Source organism: Zoogloea sp. GW822-FHT05C07 (genome assembly GCF_058800215.1).
The window spans coordinates 5,374,461-5,399,594 of sequence record NZ_CM179510.1 but is presented as its reverse complement, the minus strand read 5'-3'; the positions used below and the strand labels follow the sequence as shown (position 1 = coordinate 5,399,594).

The following is a 25,134-nucleotide window of genomic DNA, read 5'->3' as shown; positions in this document are numbered from 1 at the left end:
GGGAATCGGACGTTCGTGCAGGAGTCGAACGTCCGGTGCGCGGCCGGGGAGGGAGGCCTTACTGGCTGCACCACTCGGTGCGCTCGCCGTTGCCGTCGCGGGACTGGCGCTCGGTGAGGCTCATCGTCGAGCGGACCAGGCCGGAGGTGGTATCGAACAGCACATCGAAGCGCGCTGGTTCATTCCATACATCGCAGTAACGCCATTCCCACACGCGCTCGTTGCGCGCCGGGTAGCTCACCGTCCAGGGCAGGTAAGGCGGGCCGATCTCGCGCATCACCGCATCCGCGCCCATGCCCGGCTGGATGCGCGCGAAGTGCTGCATGTCGAGCACGTTCTCGACACGGCGAACCCGGCCGCCCGCGTCGGCGACCGCTATCCAGGTCTGCATCCCCATCGGCGACGTGGTGAACGCCAGGCGCTCGCCGCCGCTATCCATCGGCCAGCGCTTGGCTGGCGGCCCGAGGCGGGTAACGAGTTCATCGACGGTCGCGACATTCGCCGGAAAGCGCGGGCCGGCGCAGGCGGAGAGGAGGGCGGCGAGGGTGGCGCCCAGTAGAACGGCGGGAAGGGAGTTCATGATCGGTGCGCGGTTGGAAGAGAGCGTGGCGTGCACTGTTTATGATGCCCGCGGCGGTCAGCATGTTCCCCGGTGCTGTTTGATGATGACTGCTTGCACATAGAACACGCCAGACCGCGCGGCATGTATGCCGACGTGAACATGAGAAGAGACGCGGTCAACATTCGATGTCGCCGCCGTCGCATTGATCAGTGCGGACGCAACATGTCATGCAGCGCGCGGCTATTTCGATGTTGGGGGGCGTGATTCGATGGTGCAGACGCCACATGAGATGTGGCGCCCTTCCTGGAAGGGTGAGCTATACGGCAGCTTTCTGCGTGTAGCAGCCCGCTGGCGGTCGGCACGCTCTGGGAAGGCCTTGTTGCACAAATGCGCTTGCAAGCGTGATGACCCCAGCCCCAGCCCCCGTTGCCGGACGTCCGCGTCGGCTGAATCGGTTGAGTCGCGCTACGCGTCAAGGAAGGCGGCGGGCAAGGATGCCATGATCGGTGCGGGCTTGGCAGACCGAGGCCCGCGCGAATGGCTTATCTGTCGGGCTTCCTTGTGAAAGCCATGCACCATCCGTTCGGGCTGATCGGCCCATCGACGATGCGGCAACTGCCGTCGGCCGTGCTGCCGTTCTCGGATGGAATGAAGGCGACGCAGGCCGAGCAGCTTTGTTCTCCCCGCGGATGGTCCTGGTAATGGAAGGCGATCTTGGAGGCCTTGCCGGCCAGGGCTGGTTTGCCGAGGAAGTAGATCGGGGCGACCAGCAGCAGGGCGGAGCCCTGTTTGAGTAGCGTGCGGCGGCCGGGGATCGTGTTTTTCATGTCCGTTTCTCCGCGTCAGAACATGAACCAGCCGAGCAGGAGCAGCGTGTTGTTGTCCCTGGCATTGCGGCCGAATCCATCGTAGTTGCTGGTGGCGCCGTTGAACTTGCGGTAGGCGGTGTATTGCAGCGTCAGGCGCATGTCCCGCCGGGGCAGGTAATTCAGTTCGCCGATCATTCCCGTGCTATCCGGGCTGCCCTTGGCGCTGCCGCCGATGGGCTCTCCGGTGTCGTAGAGTTGCGCGTCCGCATTGCCGCGAACCGAGAAATAGCCGAGGGTGGCGCCGTATTGCTTCTGGAAGTAATAGGTGGCCTTGCCCCGGAATATGCGCAGGGTGTCGGACGGGTTGCTTTGCGCGGTCGCGTTCCAGTCCTGGTGCTCGTGGATATAGTTCAGTTGCAGCGAGACACGGTGGCGGTCGGTGATGAACTGGTATTGCGCATCCATTCCCAGGTCGTTGAAGCGGTCGGTCGGGCCGCTGGTCAGGCGGTTGTCCGGATAGCGATCGACTTTCAGGCCGTAGGCGCCGACCATGGCCGAATGGGTGCCCTCGCGCCAGTCGTGTTGCAGCGCCAGTCGCCAGTAGGGGCTCAGGCCCTTGAGTGCAGCGTCGCTGGATTTGTCGGAGCCGGCGCGCAGCATCGAGAAGGCGCCGTTGGCGGTACGGTAGGCGCTGAGTTCCAAATAGAGGGTGTTGTGCCACAGCAGGTAGCCGCCCAGGCCGGCCACCTGCTGGCCGAGGCTTTCGATGGCGCTTGCCGCATTCGGTGTGACCGCCACCGGCGAAGAGGCGAACGGAAAGCCCCAGGCCGGACCGGTGTTGTAGACGTCCTGCACGGTGGGGTTGTTGTGCAGGGTGATGCCGTACAACAGATCCTGTCCGCCGGCCTCGAACTGGTTGGCGTAGCGCAGGTCCACATTGTCGATGCCGCTGTGGTGGGCGACGCCGTCGTAAGTCCATTGGGAGAACACGCCGAGGTGTTCGGCGAGTTTGCCCGACAGGAAGAGGCTGGCTTGCTGCAGCACGATGTCTCCGTCTTTCCGGAACGCTTCGGGTGTATCGGCGTTGCGGTGGGAGGTGGATGTTCTCGATACCTGCAGCATGCCGGCTATCGGCAGCATGCGCTTCTCACCAAGGGTATAGGCGTTCAGCTTGAACTGCCTGCCGGTCGGAGTCAGCTCCGGCCAGCTCACATGGCAGGTCATGCAGTCGAAGCCGGTTTGGCGGGCAAAGCTGGGAACTGCCTGGGCCGGGGCCGCAACTGCGCTGCAGAGCAGCGCAAGGAGCAGTCCGGCCAAACCCCGGCAGCCAGCCAGCAAGTCGGTGGCATGTTTTGACATGGGACACCTCTGCGAAGAGTCGGCAGGTCCTACTTCACATCGATCCGGCCGTAGGCACCGTGGGCTTCGTCACCCGGTCCGGCGGTGAAGAAGAGGGTGTTCGTCGGCTGGCTGTTGAGTCCGTTCCCGAAGGCGATGCCCCACAGGCCGTCGATCACGATGGGTTGTCCTTCGGCCTTGCCGAGCGTGCCCTGGAAATTGCCGGTGACGGGGTCGAACGCATTGATCTTTCCGTCGCCGAAATTGCCCACAAGCAGGTCGCCGCTGAACCTGCCGAAGTTGGCCGGCGCCATCGCTATGCCCCACGGGGCGTTCAGGGCTCCTCCCGGCGACACGAGGCGCTTGATGAAATTGCCGCCGCTGTCGTAGGCGTCGATCAGGCCCAGTCCGGCGCCGCCGACTTCGTCGTGCGCATCGCTGTCCTGGAGGGCGTAGGCAACATAGATGTTGCTGCCGATGGCCTGGATGCCGAAGGGCGCATAGCCCGCGGGCATGGCCGGGTCGATGAAGCTCCCGGGCAGGGCGGCGGGATTGAAGCTGGCGTCGTAAACGTCGATGCGATTGTTGTGGAAGTCGGTCGCGTAGATGTAGTTGGCGCCTCCGAAGGCAGATATCGCCAGCCCTTTGTACACTGTGCCGCCAGCCCCCTTGTCGATGACCGTCACGGCGTGGGTGCGGTCGACGGCCGGTGACCATCCGGCGATGGTGCCGCCCTCTCCAACGAAGATGAAGGCGCTGGCGCCGGACAGCCCGGCCTGGCTGAGCATGAAGTCCTGTGTCGGGTTGAAGACGATGCCGGTCGGCGAGGCGGACCCGCTCTGTCCGGCGGGGATCGAGACCACCAGGGACTGGGGAACGCCGTTCCCGTCGTAGAGTGTCGAGGTCGATGTGCCGTTGTTGGCCACCCACGCGAAGCCGGTCGGATTAAAGGCCAGGCCCCAGGCATTGACGAGGTTGGGATCGATCTGACGGGTGTTTGTGCTGCCGTAACCCGGTGTCGTGGCCATATCGACTACCAGGCTGGTTGCCGTATAGACGGTGCCCACGGGAGGCATGTGACCGCCGCCGCCACCGCACGCCAGCAGTCCGATAGTGGCCGCGACGGCCGTTACGAAGCCCTTGATCTCACGTTGCGCTTTCATGGTGTTTCCCCTCCAAGAAGCCAGGAGCGACTCCTGTGTCCGGTACATTCCCTGGAGGGGCGGAAGGGTTTCCGGTTGTGACGAAAATACTCGTCCCGGCAAGGTTTGCTTCAGAACGCGTAAGAGGTACTCAACATGAACGTGTGCGATGTGCCTTTGTCCGCGTTGTCGTACGCAGACCTTGGTGTGCGTTGCTGTACGGCGATCCATGCCAATTGGACGGTCCAGTCGCCGCTGTCGAGATTCAGCCCGATACGCAGATCGTTGCGCGAGCTTGGCGTGCTTGTGACCGTTCCCGTCAGCGCATGCAGATGCCCGGCATGGGTCGTGAGGTGCAGGTGTTCAGCGAGCGGGTAAGCGCCGTTGAGTTCGGCGTAGAAGGTGTGTTTCAACTCGCCGAAATAGCTGGGGGCGTAATACAGACGGGCGCTGAGCCTTCTCGACGAGAGACCGACGAAGCCTTCCGCGTAGTCGTAGCCGGTGGCGTGCCTGAAGTGCGTGTCGGCGATCCCGCACTCCCAGCTCAATCCCGGCTGCCAGCGCCTGGCATAACCGGTGTAGGCCGTGAGCTGGGTTCCTGTGCCATCGCCGGGAAAGGCGACCTGGGAGGCAAACAGTCCGGCATAGCCGCCCTCCTGGCCGTTGTAGTCCAGGGTCAATTGGGGCACGGGTCGGCCCCTGCTCAGGGAGACCCCGCGGAATCGGTAGTCCGAAGCCAGCGTGGCACTGCCGCCGAGCTGCGCCATTGCGGCGGGCGCGAACAGCAGGGCCAGCACCGCCACGCTCCGGCGTGGCGGGGACATATGCTTCAGCACTGCCCCGAAGGCGTCCGGTGGCGGACTCATGGGCTCATGGCAGGCTTGGCAATACCGTCATGGTCGTACAGGCGCACAGGCAGCTCCCGGTGGTGCGGGCGACCGCCGCGCAGGCGTCGATGGTACCCGCCTGGGCCAGTATCGCGCGAGCTGCGGTTTGGCCGGGCCGCAATTCCTCCAGCAAGGCGAGGAGGCCGGATACGTGGGCGGCTGCGAAGGATGCCCCGGATACGAACGTCCAGCGGGCACCGGGGGCGGTGCTGGGGATGTCCTGTCCCGGGGCCCGCAGGCAGTCCGTCCCGGTGGCGCCCACCTGATCTGCGGCCACCGCGATAACGCCGTGATGGGAGGCCGGGAATCCGCCATCCGGATGCTGTGGATCGGCTGCGGCGACAACGGTGATGCCGCGCTCCCGCGCCAGATCCAGCAGTCGCGCAAGCAGACGGTCGGGCGGCCCGCTCAGGCTCAGGTTGATCACCTGGGCTTGGTGGGACAGCGCAAAATTGAGAGCCTTGCCGAGCGTGAAACTGCTGCACATGGTCTTGGTGGCAGCCTGTTCCCAACAGGCCCGCAGCGCCATCAGGCGTGCTCCGGGGGCAACGCCCTCGATACCGACACCATTGCCGGCCCGTGCCGCGATGATCCCGGCCACCGCCGTGCCGTGGGCTTCCGCGGCGTAGGCGCTGCCATCGACGAAATTCTCCCTGACGACGATCTGGCCAGCCAGGTCGGGATGCACGTCATCGATGCCGCTGTCGACGACGGCCACCCGCACGTTGTGCCCGGTTGTGTGCCGATGAAGCTCGTCCAGGTGCCACAGCCGGGCGCCCGGCTGTGTCGGGTACAAGGGGTCATGGTTCTGTTGGGTGAGGTAGATGCTCATCGGTTGAGCCCATTTCACCCGTGGATCCTGGGCCAGATGAAGGAGAATCGGGCCGGGAGCGGCCATCGGGGGAAGCTCCATGACGTAGCAATCGATGCCCAGTTCCTCCATCGGCCAATTGGTTACCAGCTTCAGACCATAGGTGTCGGCCAGATCGAGGGCGATGCGGAGACGTGCCCGGTGCCCGCTGCGGTCCGCATAGGTGCCGCCATAGTTGGCGTCGGCACGAAAATGTGGCGGCGGCATGTGCAGCATGACCAGGACTTGACGCTCCATGGCTTTGTCGGCGCCGTCAGGCCCGGGCCCGTCTGCCATGGCGCAGGCGGGGGCCAGACTGCAAGCTAGGCATAGCCACAGCCACAGCCGGATCATCGTTGCGCTCCGGCGACCAGCGGTTCGGCCAGGGTGACGGAGGGCTCCCGTCGTAATGCCGTGACTGTCGCCGATGTGTCCGCCGCGTTCAGCACATAGGCGCCGGAGAACGTCGGCCCGTCGACGATTCGCGCATTGCTGCCACGCAGGATGCGACGCAATTCTGCTTCGGTGGTGGCTTCCTTGAAGGTGACGATGACTTGCCCACGCGCTGTCTCGGGCGTGCCCAGGGTCTGGTATGGCGCCGGGTCTCCGGAGGACTGCCACAGCGCCACGGCGAGCAGGGCGATGACGAGGCTTTGTGCACCAAGCGCCCACGGCAGCCAGCCGCCTTGCAGGTTCGGCCATGCAAAGCGCCGGGCTGTTGGCCGGGAGATGGGGCCCAGTTTTTTGTTGATGGCCGCGAAGGCGCGTTCCACATCGGGTTCGGCGAGCCGCGATGGCTCCCCCAATTGCAGTAGCTGGCGCTGCCAGGCCAGATCGGACTGACATTGCGGGCAGCCTTCGAGGTGCCGATGGACCCGCTCCAGTTCGGCGGCGGACAAACCATCGACGAGCAGCCATGGCAGCAGCTTTTCCACTTGCAGGTGCTCGGACGGTTCCAGTTCGATGATCTTTCCGTTCATGAGCCTGGCTCCAATTGACCCGCGAGGAGGGCCTTCAACCTGCGGCGGGCGTGCAACATGCGCGATTTCACCGTATTGACCGGGCAATCCATGACCTCGGCGATTTCCTCGTAACGCATGCCGTGATAGTAGGCAAGATTGACCACGATGCGCTGTTCCAGCGGGATCGCGTCGAGCGCGTCACCGACCAGCTGGCTCAGCTCATGCTGATCAAGTACCGCGTCGGGTTGTAGGCTGGCTTCACCTGCATACAGGTCCGGATCGGCATCGACAGGGGCATCCCGGGTCTTCAGCGCCTTCAGTGCCTTGCGGTAAGCGATGGCGAAAATCCATGTGGACACCTTGCAGCTGCGATCGAAGCTGTCGGCACGGCGCCAGACCGTCCACATCGTGTCGTTGATGGCCTCCTCGATGAGCGCGGTGTTGCGCAGGATCCTATCCAGGAAGCGCGTCAGACGGGGGAAATAAAGGCGATAGAGAAGCTCGAAGGTCTGCCGGTTTCCCGCGCAGATCCCCGTCAGCATTTGCAATTCGTCCGCATTGTCCGGAAGGCGCACCGCATCTTCGGTGTAGCTCCGGCTCGTGCCTGCCTCCAGCATCCCGATCGCTCCTTTGTCGTCGGTGGATTCCCTCAGAGCCCGCTTTGGTTCAATGGAAGCTGAAGATTTCGGTATAGGACGCTCACCGATCGGGTGCCCTTCTTATAACGCACAAATCTGTCCAGCTGCTCTCCATTGCATTCCCGGGAATATACAAAGCCATTTTTATTGGTTTGGTGCATCGCGACTCCTCCCTAGACTCGGGTCTGACTCGATAAACAGGAGAATCCCATGTCCCCGACCCGTGCCGCGCTGCGTCCTGTGCTGGCCTTGCTGGCGGGCCTGACGGTCTTGCCGGCGGCGCCGGCCTTGGCCGATGCCACGCTTCTCAATGTCTCCTACGATGTGTCGCGGGAGCTTTATAAGGACATCAATCCGGCCTTCATCGCTCAGTGGCAGCGCACGGCGAAGGAGAAGCTGACGATCAACCAGTCCCATGGCGGTTCGAGCAAACAGGTCCAGTCGGTGGCGGCGGGCCTGGAGGCGGATGTGGTGACGATGAACCAGGTGCCGGACATCGACGTGCTGGCCAGGCAGGGCCTGGTGGCGGCGGACTGGCAGAAGGCTTTCCCGCACGGGGCGGCGCCTTATACGACGAACACCATCTTCCTGGTGCGCAAGGGCAACCCGAAGGGCATCAAGGATTGGTCCGACCTGGTCCGTCCGGGCCTGCAGGTGATCGTGCCGAACCCCAAGACCTCCGGCAACGGCCGCTATACCTATCTGGCGGCGTGGGGCTATGCGCTGCAGAAGACCGGCAGCGACGCGGGTGCGCGGGACTTTGTGACCAAGCTGTTCGCCAACGTGCCGGTGCTCGACGGCGGCGGCCGCGGGGCGACGACGACCTTCACGCAGCGCGACATCGGCGACGTGCTGATCACCTTCGAGAACGAGGCGGTGCTGATCGACCAGGAAGTGGGCGGTGACAAGTTCGACGTGGTCTATCCGTCCGTGTCCATCGAGGCGGCGGCGCCGGTGGCGCTGGTGAGCAAGGTGGTGGACAAGCGCGGCACGCGCAAGCAGGCCACCGCCTACCTGAACTTCCTGTTCTCGCCGGAAGGCCAGGAGATCATCGCCAAGCACCATTTCCGTCCGGTGGATCCGGCGGTGCTGAAGAAGTATTCGAGCCGTTTCCCGGCCGTGAAGACCTTTACGGTGGAAGGCAAGCTGGGCGGCTGGGATGCGGTGCAGAAGACCCATTTCGCCGACGGCGGCGTGTATGACCAGATCGTGGTGAAACGCTGATGGCTGCGACGAATTCGACCCGGGTGCTGCCGGGCTTCGGCCTCAGCCTCGGTTACACGCTGACCTGGCTGTCGCTGATCGTGCTGATCCCATTGGTGGCGGTCTTCCTGAAGGCCGGCTCCCTCGGCGCCGATCACTTCATCGCTGCGGTGTCGTCGCCGCGAGTGCTGGCGTCCTATCGTTTGACCTTCGGCGCGTCGCTGATCGCCGCGCTGATCAACACCGTCTTCGGCCTGATGCTGGCGTGGGCGCTGGTGCGTTATTCCTTCCCTGGCAAGCGCCTGGTGGATGCGCTGGTGGATCTGCCGTTCGCGCTGCCGACGGCGGTGGCCGGCATCGCGCTGACCGCGCTGTATGCCAAGAACGGCTGGGTCGGCAAGCTGCTGGAGCCGCTGGGCATCCAGGTGGCCTTCACGCCGCTGGGCGTGCTGGTGGCGCTGATCTTCATCGGCCTGCCGTTTGTGGTGCGCACGGTGCAGCCGATCCTCGAGGATCTGGATACCGAGTACGAGGAAGCGGCGGTGAGCCTTGGTGCCAACCGCTGGCAGGCTTTCCGCCACGTGGTCTTCCCGACCGTGCTGCCGGCGCTGATGACCGGCTTCGCGATGGCCTTTGCCCGCGCGGTGGGGGAATACGGTTCGGTGATCTTCATCGCCGGCAACATTCCGCTGGTGTCCGAGATCACCCCGCTGATGATCATTACCAAGCTGGAGCAATACGACTACGCCGGCGCGACCGCCATCGCCGTGGTCATGCTGCTGATTTCGTTCGTGCTGCTGCTGATCATCAACGGTCTGCAGGCATGGACTGCCAAACGTACCGGGAGGGAACGCTGATGTCCGGCGCTGCTGCTGTATTGCATGGGTCGGCGGATCACGCCGCCCGATTCGAATCGAAGGCCGCCACGCGCGAACCGGCGCTGGTGAAGTGGGGCATCCTGGCGCTGTCGCTGACCTTCTTCAGCATCTTTCTGCTGCTGCCACTGATCACGGTGTTTGTGGAAGCGCTGCGCAAGGGCTGGGATGTGTATTTTGCTGCGCTGATCGAGCCCGATGCGTGGGCGGCGATCAAGCTGACGCTGACCGCCGCGGTGATCTCGGTGCCGCTCAATCTGGTGTTCGGCGTGGCCGCGGCGTGGGCGATCACCAAGTTCGAGTTCCGCGGCAAGCACCTGCTGATCACGCTGATCGACCTGCCGTTCTCGGTGTCGCCGGTGGTGTCTGGCCTGATCTACGTGCTGGTCTTCGGCGCCCAGGGCTGGTTTGGGCCGTGGCTGTCGGAGCACGACATGAAGGTGATCTTCGCGGTGCCCGGCATCGTGCTGGCGACGGTTTTCGTGACCTTTCCCTTCGTGGCCCGCGAGCTGGTCCCGCTGATGGAAGCCCAGGGGCGCGACGAGGAAGAGGCCGCAGCGGTGCTGGGCGCGCGGGGCTGGCAGACCTTCTGGTACGTGACCCTGCCCAACGTGAAGTGGGGCCTGCTGTACGGCGTGATCCTGTGTAACGCCCGCGCGATGGGCGAGTTTGGCGCGGTGAGCGTGGTGTCCGGCCACATCCGCGGCCAGACCAACACGATGCCGCTGCACGTGGAAATTCTTTACAACGAATACCAGTTCGCCGCCGCCTTTGCGGTGGCCTCCCTGCTGGCGCTGCTGGCACTCGTGACCCTGGTCATCAAGACCTGGGTGGAGCATCAGGCTGGCAAGGCTAGCCAGCAATCCGAGGAATGAGATCATGAGCATCCAGGTTCACAACATCCGCAAGGAATTCGGCAGTTTCACCGCCCTCAACGACGTGTCGCTGGACTTTCCTACCGGCGAACTGGTGGCGCTGCTCGGGCCGTCCGGCTGCGGCAAGACCACGCTGTTGCGCATCATCGCCGGCCTGGAGTCGGCGGACAGCGGGAAGGTGCTGCTGGATGGCGCCGACGCTTCCGATACCCATGTGCGCGAACGCCAGGTGGGTTTCGTGTTCCAGCATTACGCGCTGTTCCGCCACATGACCGTGTTCGACAACGTGGCCTTCGGCATGCGCATGAAGCCGCGCAGCCAGCGCCCGTCGGAAAGCGCCATCAAGGCCAAGGTGACCGAACTGCTAAAGCTGGTGCAGCTCGACTGGGTGGCGGACCGCTTCCCGTCCCAGTTGTCCGGCGGCCAGCGTCAGCGCATCGCGCTGGCCCGGGCGCTGGCAGTTGAACCCCGCGTGCTGCTGCTCGACGAGCCTTTCGGGGCGCTCGACGCCAAGGTGCGCAAGGAGTTGCGCCGCTGGCTGCGCCGCCTGCACGACGAATTGCACATCACCTCCATCTTCGTGACCCACGACCAGGAAGAAGCCCTGGAAGTGGCCGACCGGGTGGTGCTGATGGACCACGGCAAGGTGGAGCAGGTGGGCACGCCGGAAGAGGTGTACCGCCATCCGGCGTCGCCCTTCGTGTATGGCTTCCTCGGTTCGGTGAACCTCTTCCACGGCCGCGTGGATGGCCAGAAGGTGCATGTCGGCGACGACGTGCTGGCGCCGGGCAAGGTGGATCTGGCCCACGGCTCCGAGGTGTTTGCGTTCGCCCGTCCGCACGAGCTGAACATCGTCGTCAATCCGCAGGAAGCCGGCGGTGTGTCGGCCAAGATCAGCCGCATCCTGGCCTTCGGCGTGACGGCGCGCGTGGAGCTTGATGGGCTCAACGGTTCGACCGGCCAGTTGTTCGAAGTCGAAGTGACCCGCGACGAGGTGCAGCGCCTCGGCCTGGAGGAAGGACAGACGGTTCGTCTGGTACCCTCGCGCCTGCGGGTTTTTGAACGCAATGCAGATAAGAATGGCGCCGACCAGGCGCCCAACTGGGTGATCTGATGAATTTCCAGCAACTGCGCATCATTCATGAAACGGTGCGCCGCAATTTCAACCTGACGGAGGTGGCCAATGCGCTGTTCACCTCCCAGTCGGGGGTATCCAAGCACATCAAGGATCTGGAAGACGAACTGGGCTTGGAACTGTTCATCCGCAAGGGCAAGCGACTGCTCGGGCTGACCGAGCCGGGGCAGGAGCTAGTCCACATCGTGGACCGCATGCTGATGGATGCGCGCAACATCAAGAGCATCGCCGACCAGTTCAGCAACAAGGACCACGGCCAGCTGACCATCGTCACCACCCACACCCAGGCGCGCTACGCGTTGCCACGGGTGGTGACCCAGTTCAAGCAGGCCTTCCCGAAGGTGCATCTGGTATTGCACCAGGCCAGTCCGACGGAGATCGTCACGATGCTGCAGGACGGCCGCGCCGACATCGGCATCGCCACCGAATCGCTGGCCGGCGTGGCGGACTTCGTGTCCTTCCCGTACTACGGTTGGCATCACTCGGTGATCGTGCCTGCCGGCCATCCGCTCGAATCCGTCGAGCCGCTGACGCTGGAGGCGGTGGCCGAGTACCCGGTGATCACCTACCACGAAGGCTTCACCGGCCGCGCGAAGATCGACGAGACCTTCGCCAGGGCCGGCCTGACGCCGGACGTGGTGATGTCGGCCCTCGACGCGGACGTGATCAAGGCTTACGTGGAGCTGGGGCTGGGCGTTGGCATCGTCGCGTCGATGGCCTATGACGGCCACCGGGATCAGGGCCTCAGGATGTTGCCGAGCAGCCATCTGTTCGAGGAGAACGTGACGCGCATCGCGGTGCGTCGCGGCCACTTTCTGCGCGGTTTCGCGTACCGCTTCATTGAGCTGTGCTCGGAGGAGCTGACCGAGAGCGTGGTGCGTTCTGCGCTGCGCCCGGAGAAGGAAGGATACGCGGGGGACTTCTGACCCTGGCAAGCGCGCCGGATTGCTGGCACAAAGAGACAGCCCCGCTTCGTGCGGGGCTGTTTCGTTTCCGGGGGCTAGGGACGCCCGCGCGTGCCGTGGCGCAGGCGGGCGAGGGCGCCCTGGCGGCCCCGCCGCACGAGGCTGAAGTCATCGATGCTGCCGAGGGGCAGGTCCTCGGCGGAGGCCTTCAGCGCGTGCAGCAGTTCGAGCCCACGCGGCCATGGGCCGTGGCCGGAATCCACGTTGATGTGTCCGGCGGCGCCGATCTCCACCAGGTGGCTGCCCCAGTTGTCGGCCCAGTAGGCGGCGGAGGACAGGCGCACCCACGGATCGTTGGTGCTGGCGACGACGATGCTTGGTGCGCCGATGGCATTGCGGGGAATCCAGTGGCTCAGGCTTTCGTCTTCCGGGTAGGTGTCTTCGTCCCGTAGGCCGAAAGGCGTGAAGCGTTCGGGATCGGCCGGCGCGACGAGCAGCAGGCCGGCCACCCGGTTGAGGCGGTCGCTGGCGGCGACCACGGAGGCGAGGCAGCCGAAGCTGTGGGCGACGAGCCACACTGGACCAGGCGAGGCGTCGATTTCGTCGCGGACGGTTTGTGCCCAGCGGGCCAGGACCGGGTTTTCCCAGTCGATGCCGCGGACCCGGCGGGCGTCGGGAAGCTGGGTTTCCAGCCAGGTCTGCCAGTGGGCGGGGCCGCTGCCGTGGAAGCCGGGGACGATGAGGGTGGTGTGGTGCATGGGGCGCTTTCCGGCGAGCAGAATGGCGCGGGCGGAACGGCTTGGTGGCCGCTTCGCCCGCACCCTGCTGCCTGTGTCACGTTTTATGGGATGGGGGCAGTCTAGGCAGCGGCGGCGGCGGACTGAACCAAGAAAAACGTGGAAGCTTATTCGTGCCCGGGGATTGCGCCGTCAGAGCAGCAGGAAGGCGCTGCCGGCCACCAGCGTCGGCAGCAGTGCGGCGACGAACAGCCCGCCGGCGTTGATCGATTCGTCGTCGAAGCCGCCGCGCAGGATGGCGCTGCCGGCTGGGTTGGGGGCGTTGGCGATGATGGTGAGGCCGCCACCGGTCACCGCGCCGCTGACCAGCGCGTACTTGAATGCATCGCTGAGCCCTTCGACGAGGGAGCCGAGGTAGGTCAGCGCGGCGTTGTCGGTAACGGCGGTGAGGGCTGTCGCGCCGACAAAGACCGCGTCGCTGCTCATGCTCATCAGTAGCGGCTGCAGCCACCATTGCTGCTGGCCGCCAAGCACCACCAGGCCGGCCAGGAAGAAGGCCACCAGCAGGCCTTCGCGGAGGATCAGGCGGTCCTGGTGGCGGGCGTAGGCATCGGCGACGCCCAGGAAAAACAGGAACAGGCCCAGGAAGATCGCCGGATGGTGGGCGGACACCACGACGCCGCACAGGAACAGCAGGTGCACCAGCGTCAGTGCCATCGGAACGCTCTGCGTGCCGGCATCGCTGGTCACGGGGCGAAGGGCGGCCAGTTCCCGGCGGAAGATCAGGGTGGCACCGAGGGCGTTGATGCCGACGGCGAGCGCGGCCTTCCAGCCGAATTGGCTCAGCATGAAATGGGTGTCCCAGCCCCATTTGCCGGCGACCATCAGCACCGGCGGTGCGGCGAAGGGGGTCAGCGTGCCGCCTATGGAGATGTTGACGAACAGCACGCCCAGGGTCGCGTACTTCAGGCGCGTGGACAGGCCACGGCTGAAAAATTCGTCGCGCAGCATCAGCGCCGCCAGCGTCATGGCCGCCGGTTCGGTGATGAAGGAGCCGAGCAGCGGTACCAGCGCGAGCACCGTGAAGTAGCCGGCCGCAGGGCCGGGCAGCGGCACGGCGCGGGCCGTCAGGTGGACGAGTCCGCTGGCGGCGTGGAGGATCGGGCGTGTGCCGGCAATGACCATGATCGCGAAGACGAACATCGGCTCTGTGAAATTGCGCGATTCGATGTAGGCGATGGCCGGCTGGGTGCCGTCGATGGAGAACATCGCCACGAGCAGGACCATCGCCCAGAAGCCGAACACCACCTCGACCTCGCCGAGCAGATGCCAGATGCCGGCGTGGGCAGGGCGCGTATGGGCCAGGTGCTCGAAGAAGCGGGTGGAGAAGGTGTGCAGGATGGCGACCGCGAAGAGGGCCGCACCGATGAGCTGGATGGCGCTGGGCGTCATGGGATCAAGGCAAGGTGTTGGATGTCGTTTTCATGCAGAGCCCATGCCCATGCACTTGGTTCCCGCATCCGTCAGCGGCGTGCGCGGCCGCGGGGTGGTGTGAAGGGCTTGGCGGCGGCCGGCTTGCTGTATTCCTTGAAGACGCGCTTGGCATCCTGCTCGGCGCGAAGCTGGGTGCAGATGGAGGGATCGTCGTCGTGGCCGCTGAAGTAGCCAGCGGCCTGGGCCTTCATGACCAGCTGGATGGCGGCCTGTTCGGTGAGCTTGTAGCGCTCGAAGAGGAGGGTGGCGACTTCGTCCAGATGTTCTTCGTAGGTCATGGGAGGCTGGGCCGCCGGGCGGCAATCGGTTACGGGCCGCTATTTTAAAGCGCTCGGGCGATCTGTGTCCGATTGCCGCTGCCGGAGCGCTGCCGGGATAATCGGCGCGATTCGCCGGCAGGCTGCTTCGATGGCCTGCCATTTCGATCCTGCAATCCGGGTATCCAAGCCCAACAGAGAAAAAACGCCATGTCCGACAAGCAGCTTGTCCTGTCCGCCCTCTATCGTTACCCAGTCAAGTCCATGCGCGGCGAGCGCCTCGAGGCCAGCCCAGTGAGCCCTATCGGCCTGCCTTTCGACCGCAACTGGATGGTTGGCGACCCCAACGGGCGCTTGATGACCGGCCGGGAGTATCCCGAGCTGGTGTTGATCGACGCCGTCCCGGCGGTGGATGGCGTCCGCCTGTCGGCGCCCGGGCGCGAGCCGCTGTTCGTGCCCAACACAGCCTTCACCAAGCCGCATCCGGCGACGGTGTGGAGTGACACGTTTTCGGCATGGCACGGTGCTGACGAGGCCGACGACTGGATCTCGGCCTACGTGGGCGCGCGCCTGAAGTTCCTGTGGATCGGCGCCGAGACGTCCCGGCGTTTAAGAAATGACGCAGAAGTGCCGCTTTCCTTTGCTGACGGCTTTCCGTTGCTGTTGGCCACGCAGGCTTCGCTGGACGATCTGTCCGCACGGGTCGGGCGTCCGCTGGAGATGGAACGCTTCCGGCCGAATTTGGTGGTGACGGGCTGCGATGCGTTCGCGGAGGACGGCTGGAGGCGCCTGCGCATCGGCGGAGCGGTGTTCCGCATCGCCAAGCCCTGCGAGCGCTGCGTGTTCACTACCGTCGATCCGCAGACCGGGCGCAAGGGGCTGGACCAGGAGCCGCTGCGTACGTTGGCCCAGTATCGGCGGACGCCGGCCGGGGTGATCTTCGGGCAGAACGTGATCGCCGAGGGCTGCGCCGGTTTGCAGGTCGGCATGCCAGTCGAGATTCTCGAGTGACGGATGTCATGGAGAAAACTTGACAAGGGGGTGGGGAAACACCTATTCCGGAAAGCATGCCGGTGTCGCATAAATGTCTGCAGAGCCGCGCCAAACCTTGATATTGATCAAGGGGAGTGCATTTCATGTGTATCGAAATGTTCTGACAAAACAGCACACGCCGATAATTCAGCAGTCGGAATTATGAGGAAATCACGTGTTTGCCAATTTCAAGAACAAGCTGTGCGGAGCCCTGGCCTTGCTGGTCATGCTGACTGCCACGGCATTTGCCGACGATCCCCCCCCAACGCCGGAAGAACTGGCCAATATCAAGACGGCCAATGCCGAGTGCCTGAGCTGTCACTCGGAAGCGGGGCTCAAGAAGCCGCCCAAGGAAGGGCTCGATCTCAAGAAGCTGCGTAATTACCTCGTTGATGTGGATACCTATACGGCGTCTGATCACGGGCAAATGGCATGCTCCAAATGCCATGGTGACGGCTACGACAAGCATCCCCACGCCGCCAAGGCCAAGGAAGGCCTGAGCGAATGCCAGGACTGCCACGCCCGCAAGGCGATGCGCATCGAGCGCCAGTTCGACAAGTCGGTGCATGCCGAGCATCTCAGCGACACCTTCACCTGTTCGACCTGCCACGATCCGCACGTGATGACGCTGGCCGCCAAACTGCGCGACCCGCACAAGATCGTGGCCCAGGACAACAAGATCTGCCTGGACTGCCATGACTCCGACCTGGCCTTCGCGAAGATTGCGCCGGAAAAGAAGAAGCGTCCGCCCATCGACGACATCCACAGCTGGCTGCCCAATACCCGCCTGCACTGGCAAGCCGTGCGTTGCATCGAATGCCACACGCCGACGGAGGACAAGCTGTCCCTGTCCCACGAGATCCTGAACAAGGACAAGGCTGAGAAGAAGTGCGCCACCTGCCATAGCGCCAACACGTCGCTGAATGCGCGCCTCTACCGTCACCTGGCCAAGGAAGAGCAGAACAAGTACGGCTTCCTCAATAGCGTGATCCTCAGCAATTCATACGTGGTGGGTGCGACCCGCAACCCGTCGATCGACTGGATCGTGATCGGCCTGTTCGTCGCCACCGTCGTCGGCGTAATCGGCCACGGCCTGGTCCGCATCATCACCACCCGCATGCGCCGGAGCAAAGACCATGACTAATCGCGTTTTCATGCTGCCCCTGTGGATCCGCCTGTGGCACTGGAGCAATGCGCTGTCGATCATCGTGCTGGCGGTGACCGGCGTCAGCCTCCACTTCTCCAACCCTGATCTGCCACTGGTGGAGTTCTCGCTGGCGGCCCGCATCCACAACGTGGCCGGTGTGTGCCTGGCCGGGCTGTACGTGGTGTTCGTGGTCGGCAACGTCGTTACCGGCAACTGGTGGCAGTACGTGCCGAAGCCGCCCGGCATCATCGGGCGTTGCCTCAAGCAGATGCAGTTCTACGGCTCGGGCATCTTCAAGGGCGAGCGGGAACCGTTCCCGCCGACGCCGGAGGTCAACTTCAACGCACTGCAGGCGGTCACCTACTGGTCGATCATGTACCTGGTGCTGCCGGTGGTCATCGCCACCGGGCTGATCTTCCTGTACCCGCAGTTCGCCCCCGACCGCCTGTTTGGCCTCGACGGCCTGCTGCCGATCGCGCTGGTCCATTACCTCGGCGCCACGGTGATCGTGCTGTTCGCCGTCAGCCACATCTACCTGGGCACCATGGGCCCCAAGGTCTCAAGCCTGTTCAAGATGATGATCAGCGGCTGGTACGAGCACTGATTTCCCGTTCTAACTCAAGCAATAAACATCCTCCAGGAGAGTCGCACATGAAATCCAAACTGACCGTCATTCTGTTGTCCGGCCTTTGCGCATCCGGCCTGATGCTGTCCGCCGAAGCCTTCGCCCTCGACGCCGACGCTGCCCAGGCCCTGGCCAAGAAGGAAGGCTGTACCAAGTGCCACGCGGTGGACAAGAAGAAGGAAGCCAAGTCCCTGACCGAGATTTCCAAGTCCTTCAAGGGCAAGCCGGATGCGGAAGCCAAGCTGCTGCATCACCTCACCTCCGGCGAGATGGTCAAGTTCGATGATGGCAAGGAAGAGGAGCACAAGATCCTCAAGACCAAGGACAAGGCCGAGATCAAGAATCTGACCGACTGGATTCTGTCCCTCGGCAAGTAAGCCGTTCGGGTGGGATGCCCGACTTGCAGGGCATCCCGGACAACGCAGGTAGTACCAGGTAGTACCAGGGAGATACAACATGAAATTTCTGCGACAGCTGATCGCCTCATGCATGGTGCTTGGGGCACTGGCGGGCAGCACCGCCGTGCTGGCGGCCGATGCCCCGACCAGCGGCGGCAAACCGCCCGCGAAGGATCTTGTGCTGAAGGGCGACGCCAAGTGCACGTCCTGCCACGACGAGAGCGATGAACCCAAGCTGCTCCACATCGGCAAGACCAAGCATGGCAGCCTGGCTGACGGCCGCACGCCGACTTGCACTAGCTGCCACGGCGACAGCGACAAGCACGTCAACAACCCCGAAAAGCTGAAGGAACGCCCGGCCGTCGACCGCAGCTTCGGCAAGTCGTCGAAGCTCAGCGCCGATGAGAAGAGCGAGGCCTGTACGACCTGCCACCAGGGCGGCAAGCACATCAACTGGAACACCAGCGCCCACGCCAACCGGGACGTCTCGTGTACCTCCTGCCACCAGGTCCATGCGGGCAAGGACAAGGTCCGCGACAAGCGCACCCAGGCGGAAGTCTGCTACACCTGCCACAAGCAGCAGCGCGCCGAGGCCAACAAGCCGTCGCACCACCCGATCCCCGAAGGCAAGATGACCTGCTCGGACTGCCACAACGCGCATGGCTCGGCTGGTCCGAAGATGCTGGTGAAGGACACCACCAACGCCACCTGCTACACCTGCCACGCCGAGAAGCGCGGCCCCTTCGTGCATAACCACCAGCCGGTCGTCGAGGACTGTGGCAACTGCCACAACCCCCACGGCACCACGGCGGACGCGATGCTCAAGGCGCGCCAGCCCTTCCTGTGCCAGCAATGCCATGGTGATTCCTCGCACCCGGGCAACATCCCGGCGACCCGCGGCAACCTGCCCAATGCGGTCAGCACCAACATCGGCCCGGGCATGGCTCAGGCGCGTGGCTGCATGAACTGCCATACCAACATCCATGGCAGCAACAGCCCCAGCAATGCGACGTCCAGCGGCCCGTTCCGCTTCTTCCGCTGAGCGAGGAGGATGATCATGAGCAAGCATCTGAATTTCCGGCAGACTGCCATCGTCATGGCCCTGTCGGCGGTGTTTCCGGTCGCCAGCGTGTGGGCGGATGAAGTCGAGGAGCTGACCAGCCCCAACAAGACCGAGGCGGCGCTCAACCTGCCGTACTACAGTGCGGTAAACCCGCTGTACCGCCAGTACAGCGGTGTGAACAACGAAGGCTTCAACGGCAACGTGGATATCGACGTGGTGCGCCGCGACGAGGAAGCCAAGTGGTTCAAGCTCAATGCCCGCAATCTCGGCCTGCGTACCCAGGAACTGGACATCCGCTACGAGAAGCAGGGCGACTGGTCACTGGGCCTCAGCTATGACCAGATCCCGCGCTACGCCCCCTACGCTGTGACTACAGCGGTGCAGGGCGTTGGCCGCAACACCATCGTGCAGCCCAATATCGCCAGCACGGCGGGGGCTGCCAACAACCCGAACGCCTACGACGTCACCCTCAAGACCGAGCGCGACATCACCACGCTGACCGCCAGCAAGTTCGTCGCCGAAGGCCTCAAGCTGGGCTTCTCGTTCAAGAACGAGGACAAGACCGGCACGCGCATGGATGGCGTGCGCGGCGTGGCCGGTACCGGAACGCCCAACCTGTACAGCGGCTTCCTGTTCTCGCCGGAGCCCATCGACCAGAACCACAAGCAGTTCGAGGCCACGGTCGATTACACCACCGCAAAGTACCAACTCACCGGGGGTTATTACGGCAGCTTCCTGAGCACAAAGTACAACTCGCTGACCGTGGTGCCGGGCGCCAACACGGCGCTGGTCGCGACCGGCCTGTCGCCGATCGCGCTGGCGCCGGACAACTCGGTGCAGCAGTTCTACGTGAATGGGGCCTACAACTTCACGAAGGACACGCGGGCGAGCCTGAAGGTGTCCTACTCCGAAGGCCGCCAGGACGACACTTTCCTGAGCGGTCAGGCGACGCTGCCGGGCATCGGCGAGAACCTGATGGGCGTAGTGCGGACCACCGAAGTCTTCTCGTCGATCACCTCGCGGGTCAACAAGGACCTCAAGCTGCTGGCGTCCTGGCGTTACGAGGACCGCCAGGACAAGACGCCGATCCGCCTGTTCGCCACCACGACCAGCGCCGGCGTGACGACCAACTACTACAACAACCCCGAGTCCCATGTAGCCAACTGGGGCAAGCTCGAAGCGGATTACCGGATCGGTGGTGGCTACAGCGTGACCGCCGGCTTCGATTATTACGACAAGAGCAGCCTCGAGTGGGAGCGCCACCGGGTTTCCGAAACCACGTCCCGCCTGGCCCTGCGCAAGACCATGAGCGAGACAGTGAATGGCACGCTGTCGCTGGCCCACTCGGAGCGCACGGGTTCGGACTGGTTCGGCGCCAGCGCGTTGCCGATCTACCCGGTGTACCTGGCCGACCGCAACCGCGACAAGGTGCGCGGCATGCTCGACTGGAGCGCGACCGAGAGCCTGAACCTGCAGTTGGCGTATGAAGCCTATTTCGATGACTACCGCAAAAGTACCTACGGCCTCGACAAGGGCAAGGGGCAGGTGCTGTCCCTGGATGGTACCTATGCAGTCAGCGATATCTGGAAGCTGAACGCCTGGTATTCAAAGCAACTGGGTGAATCGTCCCAGAACATGCAGGGCGCGGCATGTACGACGGGTAACAACAGCAACTGCACGGTCAATACGTTCCGCACCGGCGCGCTCATTCAATGGGATGCGACGCTCAAGCAGAACTCCGACCAGTTCGGTCTGGGTGTGAATGGCAAGGTGAAAATGGTGGATGTGGGTGCCCAGTTCCTGTACTCCCAGGACACCAACAAGCAGTTGATCGGCAACCTGCCGGCTACCACCTGCACCAACGCAACCTGCACGACGACGGGCGTGGTGGCTTCGGGGATGGGAGTGCTGCCGGATACCAAGTACACGCAGAACACCCTCAAGCTGAACGCGACCTATCCGGTCAGCAAGCAAACCCGCGTGCGCCTGGATTACATCTACGACCTGCGCAAGATGGACGACTACACCTGGTCGCAGTGGGTGTATGCGGACGGCACCAAGGTCTTCGTGAAGCCGGATCAGGTCACGCAGATCATTGGCTTGTCGCTGCTGCACGCGTTCTAAGCGTTTCCTGAAGCATCAAGCAAGAAGCCCCCGGCGCAATGCCGGGGGCTTCCTGTTTTTGTGGGGCCGGAATCCCGCGCCCCACGGATCGTACCGCTATCAGCGGCTGATCGGCTTGTAGCGGATCCGCTTGGGCTTGGCGCCTTCTTCACCCAGGCGCTTGCGCTTGTCTTCCTCGTATTCCTGGTAGTTGCCGGCGAAGAAGGTCCATTGGGAATCGCCTTCGGCGGCCAGGATGTGGGTACAGATCCGGTCGAGGAACCAGCGGTCGTGGGAGATGATCAGCGCGCAGCCGGCAAATTCCAGCAGCGCGTCTTCCAGGGCCCGCAGGGTTTCCACGTCCAGGTCGTTGGACGGTTCATCGAGGAGCAGCACGTTGCCGCCACTCATCAGCGTCTTGGCCAGGTGCAGACGACCGCGCTCGCCGCCGGACAGGTTGCCGACGAGCTTCTGCTGGTCGCCGCCCTTGAAGTTGAAGCGGCCGATGTAGGCCCGGCTGGGCATCTCGAACTTGCCGATGGTCAGGATATCGGCGCCGCCGGCGAGCTCATCGAAGACCGTCTTGCTGCCGTCCAGGCAGTCGCGGGACTGGTCCACGTAGGCGATCTTGACCGTGGGTCCGATCACCACGTCGCCGGAATCGGGCTTGTCTTGACCGGTGATCATCTTGAACAGGGTCGACTTACCGGCACCGTTGGGGCCGATGATGCCGACGATGGCGCCGGCGGGGATGCTGAAGTTCACCTTGTCCATCAGCAGCTTGTCGCCGAAGCCCTTCGACACGTCGGTGAATTCGATGACCTTGTCGCCGAGGCGCTCGCCGACCGGAATGAAGATTTCCTGGGTCTCGTTGCGCTTCTGGTATTCGACCGAGGACATTTCCTCGTAGCGGGCGATACGGGCCTTGCTCTTGGCCTGGCGCGCCTTGGGGTTGGAACGCACCCACTCCAGTTCCTGCTTCATCGCCTTCATGCGGGCGCCTTCCTGCTTGGCTTCCTGCTCCAGGCGGGCTTCCTTTTGCTCCAGCCAGCTGGAGTAGTTGCCCTTCCAGGGGATGCCCTGGCCGCGGTCGAGTTCGAGGATCCACTCGGCGGCGTTGTCGAGGAAGTAGCGGTCGTGGGTGACGGCCACCACGGTGCCCGGGAAGCGCACCAGGAACTGCTCCAGCCACTCGACGGATTCCGCGTCCAGGTGGTTGGTCGGTTCGTCCAGCAGCAGCATGTCGGGGCGCGACAGCAGCAGCTTGCACAGGGCCACGCGGCGCTTTTCACCGCCGGACAGGGGGCCGACCTTGGCGTCCCAGGGCGGCAGGCGCAGGGCGTCGGCGGCGATCTCGAGCTGGGTTTCCACATCGGCGCCGCTGGTGGCGATGATGTTCTCGTACCTGGCCTGCAGTTCGGCCAGCTTGTCGAAGTCGGCGTCCGGCTCGGCGTAGGCGGCGTACACCTCCTCGAGTTTCTGCTTGGCTTCCATCACCTCGCCGAGGCCCGACTCCACTTCCTCGCGGACGGTCTTGTCAGCGTCGAGCTGCGGCTCCTGGGGCAGGTAGCCGATGGACATGTTGGGCTGCCACTGGACCTCGCCGTCGTATTCCTTCTCGACGCTGGCCATGATCTTCAGCACGGTGGACTTGCCGGCGCCGTTGAGGCCGAGCAGGCCGATCTTGGCGCCGGGGAAGAAGGACAGGGAGATGTCCTTGATGATCTGACGCTTGGGCGGGACGATCTTGCTCACGCGGAGCATGGACATGACGTATTGGGCCATCGGGGTACTTTCCGGAGATGCAAAAAATCGAAGGCGAGACTTTACCCGATGCAGGCGCGGGGCGCTGCCCTCAGGCGACGAATTGCAGCTTGGCGAGGTGAGCGTAGAGGCCGTCCTGGGCGATCAGTTCGGCGTGGCTGCCTTGCTGCACGATGCGGCCGTTGTCCATCACGACGATGCGGTCGGCCTTCTGCACGGTAGCGAGGCGGTGGGCGATGACGATGGTCGTGCGCTGGCGCATCAGCCCGTCGAGGGCCGACTGGACCATGCGCTCGCTCTCTGCATCCAGCGCCGAGGTGGCTTCGTCGAGAAGCAGGATGGGCCGGTCGGCCAGGATCGCGCGGGCAATGGCGATGCGCTGGCGCTGCCCACCGGACAGGCGCACGCCGCGCTCGCCGAGGTCGGTGTCGTAGCCTTCGGGCAACTCGGCGATGAAGTCGTGGGCGAAGGCCGCCACGCAGGCGGCTTTCACGTTGTCCAGGCTGGCGTCGGGGCGGGCGTAGCGTACGTTGTCGGTGACGCTGGCAGCGAAGATCACCGCCTCCTGGGAGACCAGCGCGATGCGCTGGCGCAGGGCCAGCGGATCGGCGGCTGTGAGGTCGATGCCGTCGATGCGGACGCGGCCGCGTTCCGGATCGTAGAAGCGCAGCAAGAGCTGGAAAACGGTGCTCTTGCCGGAGCCGGACGGGCCGACCAGTGCGACCGTCTCGCCGGGCCGCACCTGCAGGTCGAAGTCGTCCAGGGCTGGTGTGTCGGGCCGGGTGGGGTAATGGAAGCGCACGCCATCCAGCGCGATGCGTCCTTCCGCCGGGCTGGGCAGCCCCAGCGGCGCCTTGGGCGCCTGGATGGCCGGTGTGGAGGAGAGGATTTCCATCAGTCTCTCGGTGGCGCCGGCGGCCCGCTGCAAATCTCCCCACACTTCGGACAGCGCACCGACGCTGCCGGCGACGATGGCGGCGTAGAACACGAAGGCCGACAGTTCGCCGGCGCTAAGGCGGCCGGCCAGTACGTCATGCCCGCCGATCCACAGGATGAAGGCGATCGCACCGAAGACCAGCACCAGCACCGCCGCCACCAGGCGGGCCCGGTTGGCGATGCGCTGGCGGGCGGTGCCGAAGCTGGCTTCCACCAGTCGGCCGAAGTCGCGCCGGTCGGCATCCTCGTGGCTGTAGGCCTGGACGATGCGGATCTCGTGGATGGTCTCGTCGATGCGGTTGCCGAGCTCGGCGACGCGGTCCTGGCTTTCCCGCGCCAGGCGGCGCACGCGGCGGCCGAACAGGATGATCGGCGTGACCACCAGCGGCACGCCGGCGAGGGTCAGCAGCGTGAGCTTGAGGCTGGTGGTGAACAGCATGACCAGTCCGCCGATCAGCAGCAGCGCGTTGCGCAGCGCGATGGACAGGCTGGAGCCGACGACGTTCTCGATCTGGGTGGTGTCGGACGTGAGGCGGGAGATCACCTCCCCGGTGCGGCCGGCCTCGAACCACGACGGCGGCAGGCTCAGCAGGTGGTCGAAGACACGCCGGCGCAGGTCGGCGGTGACCCGCTCGCCCAGCCACGAGACGTTGTAGAAACGCAGGTAGGTGGCGGTGGCGAGCAGCGCGATGACGCCGAACATCGACGCCAGCGCGCGGTCCAGCCAGGCCGGGTCGCCGGCCATGAAGCCCTTGTCGATGACTGCCCGCAGCCCCTGGCCGACGGCCAGCATGGCGCCGGCGGCAACCACCAGCGCGATGGCGGCGATAACCATCCGGGAGCGGTAAGGGGCAAGCAGTTGCAGCAGGGCGCGGGCGGGGTGGAGCAGCATGGGCTTGAGAGCGGGCATGGCGAAGAGGAACCGTCGGGATTGTAGGTGGCGGCGTGATTGCCCGGTAAGCTAGGGCACTTCATTCACGAAAAATGTTCCTGCCATGTTGTCTGCCTCGCCTTTGACCGCCGGTGTCACGCTGTTGATTGTGTTGTTGATGTTCGGGACGAGCTTCGCCGTCGGCAAGGGGCGCCACAAGTACGGCATCCAGGCGCCGGCGGTGACCGGCCACCCGGTGTTCGAGCGACTGTACCGCGTGCAGATGAACACCCTTGAATGGGCGGTGATGACACTGCCGTGCCTGTGGATCTGCGCCGCCTATGCGAGCGACGCGCTGGCGGCAGGACTCGGTGGCGTGTGGATCGTCGGGCGGATCTGGTACGCGGTGGGCTATGCGCGGGCGCCGGAGAGGCGGGCCGGCGGTTTCACCATTGGGGCGTTGGCCTTCGGTGCGCTGGGGCTGGCAGCCGGCGGTGGCGTGTTGCGGCATCTGATCGGTGCGTGA

General features: G+C 64.5%; 25 protein-coding genes. 12 read left to right on the top strand and 13 right to left on the bottom strand.

The features are described from left to right. Positions 1-58: 58 nt before the first annotated feature. The 8 genes from AC3QL2_RS24700 to AC3QL2_RS24665 all read right to left on the bottom strand — a co-directional run bounded on the left by AC3QL2_RS24700 (position 59) and on the right by AC3QL2_RS24665 (position 7,167). A complete protein-coding gene (locus tag AC3QL2_RS24700; RefSeq protein WP_493236025.1) occupies positions 59-580 on the bottom strand; it encodes a hypothetical protein in 522 nt (173 codons plus the stop codon). Between the two features lie 524 nt (positions 581-1,104). Next, a complete protein-coding gene (locus AC3QL2_RS24695; protein WP_493236026.1) occupies positions 1,105-1,389 on the bottom strand; it encodes a high-potential iron-sulfur protein in 285 nt (94 codons plus the stop codon). A 15-nt stretch (positions 1,390-1,404) separates the two neighbouring features. Beyond that, positions 1,405-2,730: a hypothetical protein gene (locus AC3QL2_RS24690; protein WP_493236027.1), complete on the bottom strand. Its 1,326-nt coding sequence runs from the start codon at positions 2,728-2,730 to the stop codon at positions 1,405-1,407. A 29-nt stretch (positions 2,731-2,759) separates the two neighbouring features. Then, complete coding sequence (locus AC3QL2_RS24685) at positions 2,760-3,872, bottom strand: TIGR03118 family protein (RefSeq protein ID WP_493236028.1); 1,113 nt, start codon at positions 3,870-3,872, stop codon at positions 2,760-2,762. Between the two features lie 110 nt (positions 3,873-3,982). Continuing rightward, complete coding sequence (locus tag AC3QL2_RS24680) at positions 3,983-4,648, bottom strand: TorF family putative porin (protein ID WP_493236029.1); 666 nt, start codon at positions 4,646-4,648, stop codon at positions 3,983-3,985. A 73-nt stretch (positions 4,649-4,721) separates the two neighbouring features. Beyond that, positions 4,722-5,846, bottom strand: coding sequence for a S8 family peptidase (locus AC3QL2_RS24675; protein WP_493236030.1), 1,125 nt, complete (start codon positions 5,844-5,846; stop codon positions 4,722-4,724). Positions 5,847-5,938: 92 nt separating this feature from the next. Next, positions 5,939-6,568, bottom strand: a complete 630-nt coding sequence (locus AC3QL2_RS24670; RefSeq protein WP_493236031.1) for a S8 family serine peptidase — start codon at positions 6,566-6,568, stop codon at positions 5,939-5,941. Continuing rightward, a complete protein-coding gene (locus tag AC3QL2_RS24665; RefSeq protein WP_493236032.1) occupies positions 6,565-7,167 on the bottom strand; it encodes an RNA polymerase sigma factor in 603 nt (200 codons plus the stop codon). The genes AC3QL2_RS24670 and AC3QL2_RS24665 overlap by 4 nt, the downstream gene beginning before the upstream one ends. Before the next feature lie 231 nt (positions 7,168-7,398). Between AC3QL2_RS24665 and AC3QL2_RS24660 the strand changes: the two genes are divergently transcribed. The 5 genes from AC3QL2_RS24660 to AC3QL2_RS24640 are packed head-to-tail and all read left to right on the top strand — an operon-like array spanning position 7,399 to position 12,202. Beyond that, on the top strand, positions 7,399-8,412 hold the full coding sequence (locus AC3QL2_RS24660) for a sulfate ABC transporter substrate-binding protein (protein ID WP_493236033.1): 1,014 nt from the start codon (positions 7,399-7,401) through the stop codon (positions 8,410-8,412). Further along, positions 8,412-9,248, top strand: a complete 837-nt coding sequence (gene cysT, locus AC3QL2_RS24655) for a sulfate ABC transporter permease subunit CysT (protein ID WP_481122921.1) — start codon at positions 8,412-8,414, stop codon at positions 9,246-9,248. Before AC3QL2_RS24660 ends, cysT begins: the two co-directional genes overlap by 1 nt. After that, positions 9,248-10,141, top strand: a complete 894-nt coding sequence (gene cysW / locus AC3QL2_RS24650; protein ID WP_493236057.1) for a sulfate ABC transporter permease subunit CysW — start codon at positions 9,248-9,250, stop codon at positions 10,139-10,141. The genes cysT and cysW overlap by 1 nt, the downstream gene beginning before the upstream one ends. Positions 10,142-10,145: 4 nt before the next feature. Next, complete coding sequence (locus tag AC3QL2_RS24645) at positions 10,146-11,255, top strand: sulfate/molybdate ABC transporter ATP-binding protein (protein ID WP_493236034.1); 1,110 nt, start codon at positions 10,146-10,148, stop codon at positions 11,253-11,255. Further along, positions 11,255-12,202 (top strand): CysB family HTH-type transcriptional regulator, encoded by a 948-nt coding sequence (locus AC3QL2_RS24640; RefSeq protein ID WP_493236035.1) that lies wholly within the window; start codon positions 11,255-11,257, stop codon positions 12,200-12,202. The genes AC3QL2_RS24645 and AC3QL2_RS24640 overlap by 1 nt, the downstream gene beginning before the upstream one ends. Positions 12,203-12,276: 74 nt before the next feature. Here AC3QL2_RS24640 and AC3QL2_RS24635 read toward each other — a convergent pair whose 3' ends face one another. From AC3QL2_RS24635 to AC3QL2_RS24625, 3 genes are all read right to left on the bottom strand, one after another. After that, positions 12,277-12,939: an RBBP9/YdeN family alpha/beta hydrolase gene (locus AC3QL2_RS24635; protein WP_493236036.1), complete on the bottom strand. Its 663-nt coding sequence runs from the start codon at positions 12,937-12,939 to the stop codon at positions 12,277-12,279. Between the two features lie 171 nt (positions 12,940-13,110). Beyond that, the gene (locus AC3QL2_RS24630) at positions 13,111-14,370 is read right to left on the bottom strand and encodes a putative Na+/H+ antiporter (protein ID WP_493236037.1); all 1,260 of its coding nucleotides are present in this window, start codon (positions 14,368-14,370) and stop codon (positions 13,111-13,113) included. A gap of 71 nt (positions 14,371-14,441) precedes the next feature. Continuing rightward, a complete protein-coding gene (locus AC3QL2_RS24625; protein WP_493236038.1) occupies positions 14,442-14,690 on the bottom strand; it encodes a hypothetical protein in 249 nt (82 codons plus the stop codon). A gap of 189 nt (positions 14,691-14,879) precedes the next feature. Here AC3QL2_RS24625 and AC3QL2_RS24620 point away from each other — a divergent pair, with 189 nt between their 5' ends. The 6 genes from AC3QL2_RS24620 (at position 14,880) to AC3QL2_RS24595 (ending at position 21,058) form a co-directional block, all read left to right on the top strand. Continuing rightward, the gene (locus AC3QL2_RS24620) at positions 14,880-15,680 is read left to right on the top strand and encodes an MOSC domain-containing protein (protein WP_493236039.1); all 801 of its coding nucleotides are present in this window, start codon (positions 14,880-14,882) and stop codon (positions 15,678-15,680) included. A gap of 196 nt (positions 15,681-15,876) precedes the next feature. Continuing rightward, on the top strand, positions 15,877-16,845 hold the full coding sequence (locus AC3QL2_RS24615) for a cytochrome c3 family protein (RefSeq protein WP_493236040.1): 969 nt from the start codon (positions 15,877-15,879) through the stop codon (positions 16,843-16,845). Continuing rightward, a complete protein-coding gene (locus AC3QL2_RS24610) occupies positions 16,838-17,452 on the top strand; it encodes a cytochrome b/b6 domain-containing protein (protein WP_493236041.1) in 615 nt (204 codons plus the stop codon). Before AC3QL2_RS24615 ends, AC3QL2_RS24610 begins: the two co-directional genes overlap by 8 nt. A gap of 47 nt (positions 17,453-17,499) precedes the next feature. Next, the gene (locus AC3QL2_RS24605; RefSeq protein ID WP_493236042.1) at positions 17,500-17,850 is read left to right on the top strand and encodes a c-type cytochrome; all 351 of its coding nucleotides are present in this window, start codon (positions 17,500-17,502) and stop codon (positions 17,848-17,850) included. A gap of 79 nt (positions 17,851-17,929) precedes the next feature. Further along, a complete protein-coding gene (locus tag AC3QL2_RS24600; RefSeq protein ID WP_493236043.1) occupies positions 17,930-18,913 on the top strand; it encodes a DmsE family decaheme c-type cytochrome in 984 nt (327 codons plus the stop codon). A 15-nt stretch (positions 18,914-18,928) separates the two neighbouring features. Then, complete coding sequence (locus AC3QL2_RS24595) at positions 18,929-21,058, top strand: MtrB/PioB family decaheme-associated outer membrane protein (RefSeq protein WP_493236044.1); 2,130 nt, start codon at positions 18,929-18,931, stop codon at positions 21,056-21,058. Positions 21,059-21,157: 99 nt separating this feature from the next. Here the strand turns inward: AC3QL2_RS24595 and ettA are convergent, their stop codons facing one another. After that, complete coding sequence (ettA, locus tag AC3QL2_RS24590; protein WP_493236045.1) at positions 21,158-22,822, bottom strand: energy-dependent translational throttle protein EttA; 1,665 nt, start codon at positions 22,820-22,822, stop codon at positions 21,158-21,160. A gap of 70 nt (positions 22,823-22,892) precedes the next feature. Then, positions 22,893-24,647: an ABC transporter transmembrane domain-containing protein gene (locus tag AC3QL2_RS24585; RefSeq protein ID WP_493236046.1), complete on the bottom strand. Its 1,755-nt coding sequence runs from the start codon at positions 24,645-24,647 to the stop codon at positions 22,893-22,895. A gap of 85 nt (positions 24,648-24,732) precedes the next feature. Between AC3QL2_RS24585 and AC3QL2_RS24580 the strand changes: the two genes are divergently transcribed. After that, entirely contained in the window at positions 24,733-25,134 is a 402-nt protein-coding gene (locus AC3QL2_RS24580) for an MAPEG family protein (RefSeq protein WP_493236047.1), read from the top strand.

What these genes read in the sequence shown, in the direction of transcription:
- AC3QL2_RS24640 (WP_493236035.1), top strand. Translation starts at nt 11,255, where the DNA reads ATGAATTTCCAGCAACTGCGCATCATTCATGAAACGGTGCGCCGCAAT.
- cysW (WP_493236057.1), top strand. Translation starts at nt 9,248, where the DNA reads ATGTCCGGCGCTGCTGCTGTATTGCATGGGTCGGCGGATCACGCCGCC.
- AC3QL2_RS24605 (WP_493236042.1), top strand. Translation starts at nt 17,500, where the DNA reads ATGAAATCCAAACTGACCGTCATTCTGTTGTCCGGCCTTTGCGCATCC.
- AC3QL2_RS24625 (WP_493236038.1), bottom strand. Translation starts at nt 14,690, where the DNA reads ATGACCTACGAAGAACATCTGGACGAAGTCGCCACCCTCCTCTTCGAG.
- AC3QL2_RS24580 (WP_493236047.1), top strand. Translation starts at nt 24,733, where the DNA reads ATGTTGTCTGCCTCGCCTTTGACCGCCGGTGTCACGCTGTTGATTGTG.
- AC3QL2_RS24685 (WP_493236028.1), bottom strand. Translation starts at nt 3,872, where the DNA reads ATGAAAGCGCAACGTGAGATCAAGGGCTTCGTAACGGCCGTCGCGGCC.
- AC3QL2_RS24620 (WP_493236039.1), top strand. Translation starts at nt 14,880, where the DNA reads ATGTCCGACAAGCAGCTTGTCCTGTCCGCCCTCTATCGTTACCCAGTC.
- AC3QL2_RS24595 (WP_493236044.1), top strand. Translation starts at nt 18,929, where the DNA reads ATGAGCAAGCATCTGAATTTCCGGCAGACTGCCATCGTCATGGCCCTG.
- AC3QL2_RS24700 (WP_493236025.1), bottom strand. Translation starts at nt 580, where the DNA reads ATGAACTCCCTTCCCGCCGTTCTACTGGGCGCCACCCTCGCCGCCCTC.
- AC3QL2_RS24645 (WP_493236034.1), top strand. Translation starts at nt 10,146, where the DNA reads ATGAGCATCCAGGTTCACAACATCCGCAAGGAATTCGGCAGTTTCACC.
- AC3QL2_RS24675 (WP_493236030.1), bottom strand. Translation starts at nt 5,846, where the DNA reads ATGGAGCGTCAAGTCCTGGTCATGCTGCACATGCCGCCGCCACATTTT.
- cysT (WP_481122921.1), top strand. Translation starts at nt 8,412, where the DNA reads ATGGCTGCGACGAATTCGACCCGGGTGCTGCCGGGCTTCGGCCTCAGC.
- AC3QL2_RS24670 (WP_493236031.1), bottom strand. Translation starts at nt 6,568, where the DNA reads ATGAACGGAAAGATCATCGAACTGGAACCGTCCGAGCACCTGCAAGTG.
- AC3QL2_RS24600 (WP_493236043.1), top strand. Translation starts at nt 17,930, where the DNA reads ATGAAATTTCTGCGACAGCTGATCGCCTCATGCATGGTGCTTGGGGCA.
- AC3QL2_RS24610 (WP_493236041.1), top strand. Translation starts at nt 16,838, where the DNA reads ATGACTAATCGCGTTTTCATGCTGCCCCTGTGGATCCGCCTGTGGCAC.
- AC3QL2_RS24695 (WP_493236026.1), bottom strand. Translation starts at nt 1,389, where the DNA reads ATGAAAAACACGATCCCCGGCCGCCGCACGCTACTCAAACAGGGCTCC.
- AC3QL2_RS24690 (WP_493236027.1), bottom strand. Translation starts at nt 2,730, where the DNA reads ATGTCAAAACATGCCACCGACTTGCTGGCTGGCTGCCGGGGTTTGGCC.
- ettA (WP_493236045.1), bottom strand. Translation starts at nt 22,822, where the DNA reads ATGGCCCAATACGTCATGTCCATGCTCCGCGTGAGCAAGATCGTCCCG.
- AC3QL2_RS24585 (WP_493236046.1), bottom strand. Translation starts at nt 24,647, where the DNA reads ATGCCCGCTCTCAAGCCCATGCTGCTCCACCCCGCCCGCGCCCTGCTG.
- AC3QL2_RS24665 (WP_493236032.1), bottom strand. Translation starts at nt 7,167, where the DNA reads ATGCTGGAGGCAGGCACGAGCCGGAGCTACACCGAAGATGCGGTGCGC.
- AC3QL2_RS24630 (WP_493236037.1), bottom strand. Translation starts at nt 14,370, where the DNA reads ATGACGCCCAGCGCCATCCAGCTCATCGGTGCGGCCCTCTTCGCGGTC.
- AC3QL2_RS24660 (WP_493236033.1), top strand. Translation starts at nt 7,399, where the DNA reads ATGTCCCCGACCCGTGCCGCGCTGCGTCCTGTGCTGGCCTTGCTGGCG.
- AC3QL2_RS24635 (WP_493236036.1), bottom strand. Translation starts at nt 12,939, where the DNA reads ATGCACCACACCACCCTCATCGTCCCCGGCTTCCACGGCAGCGGCCCC.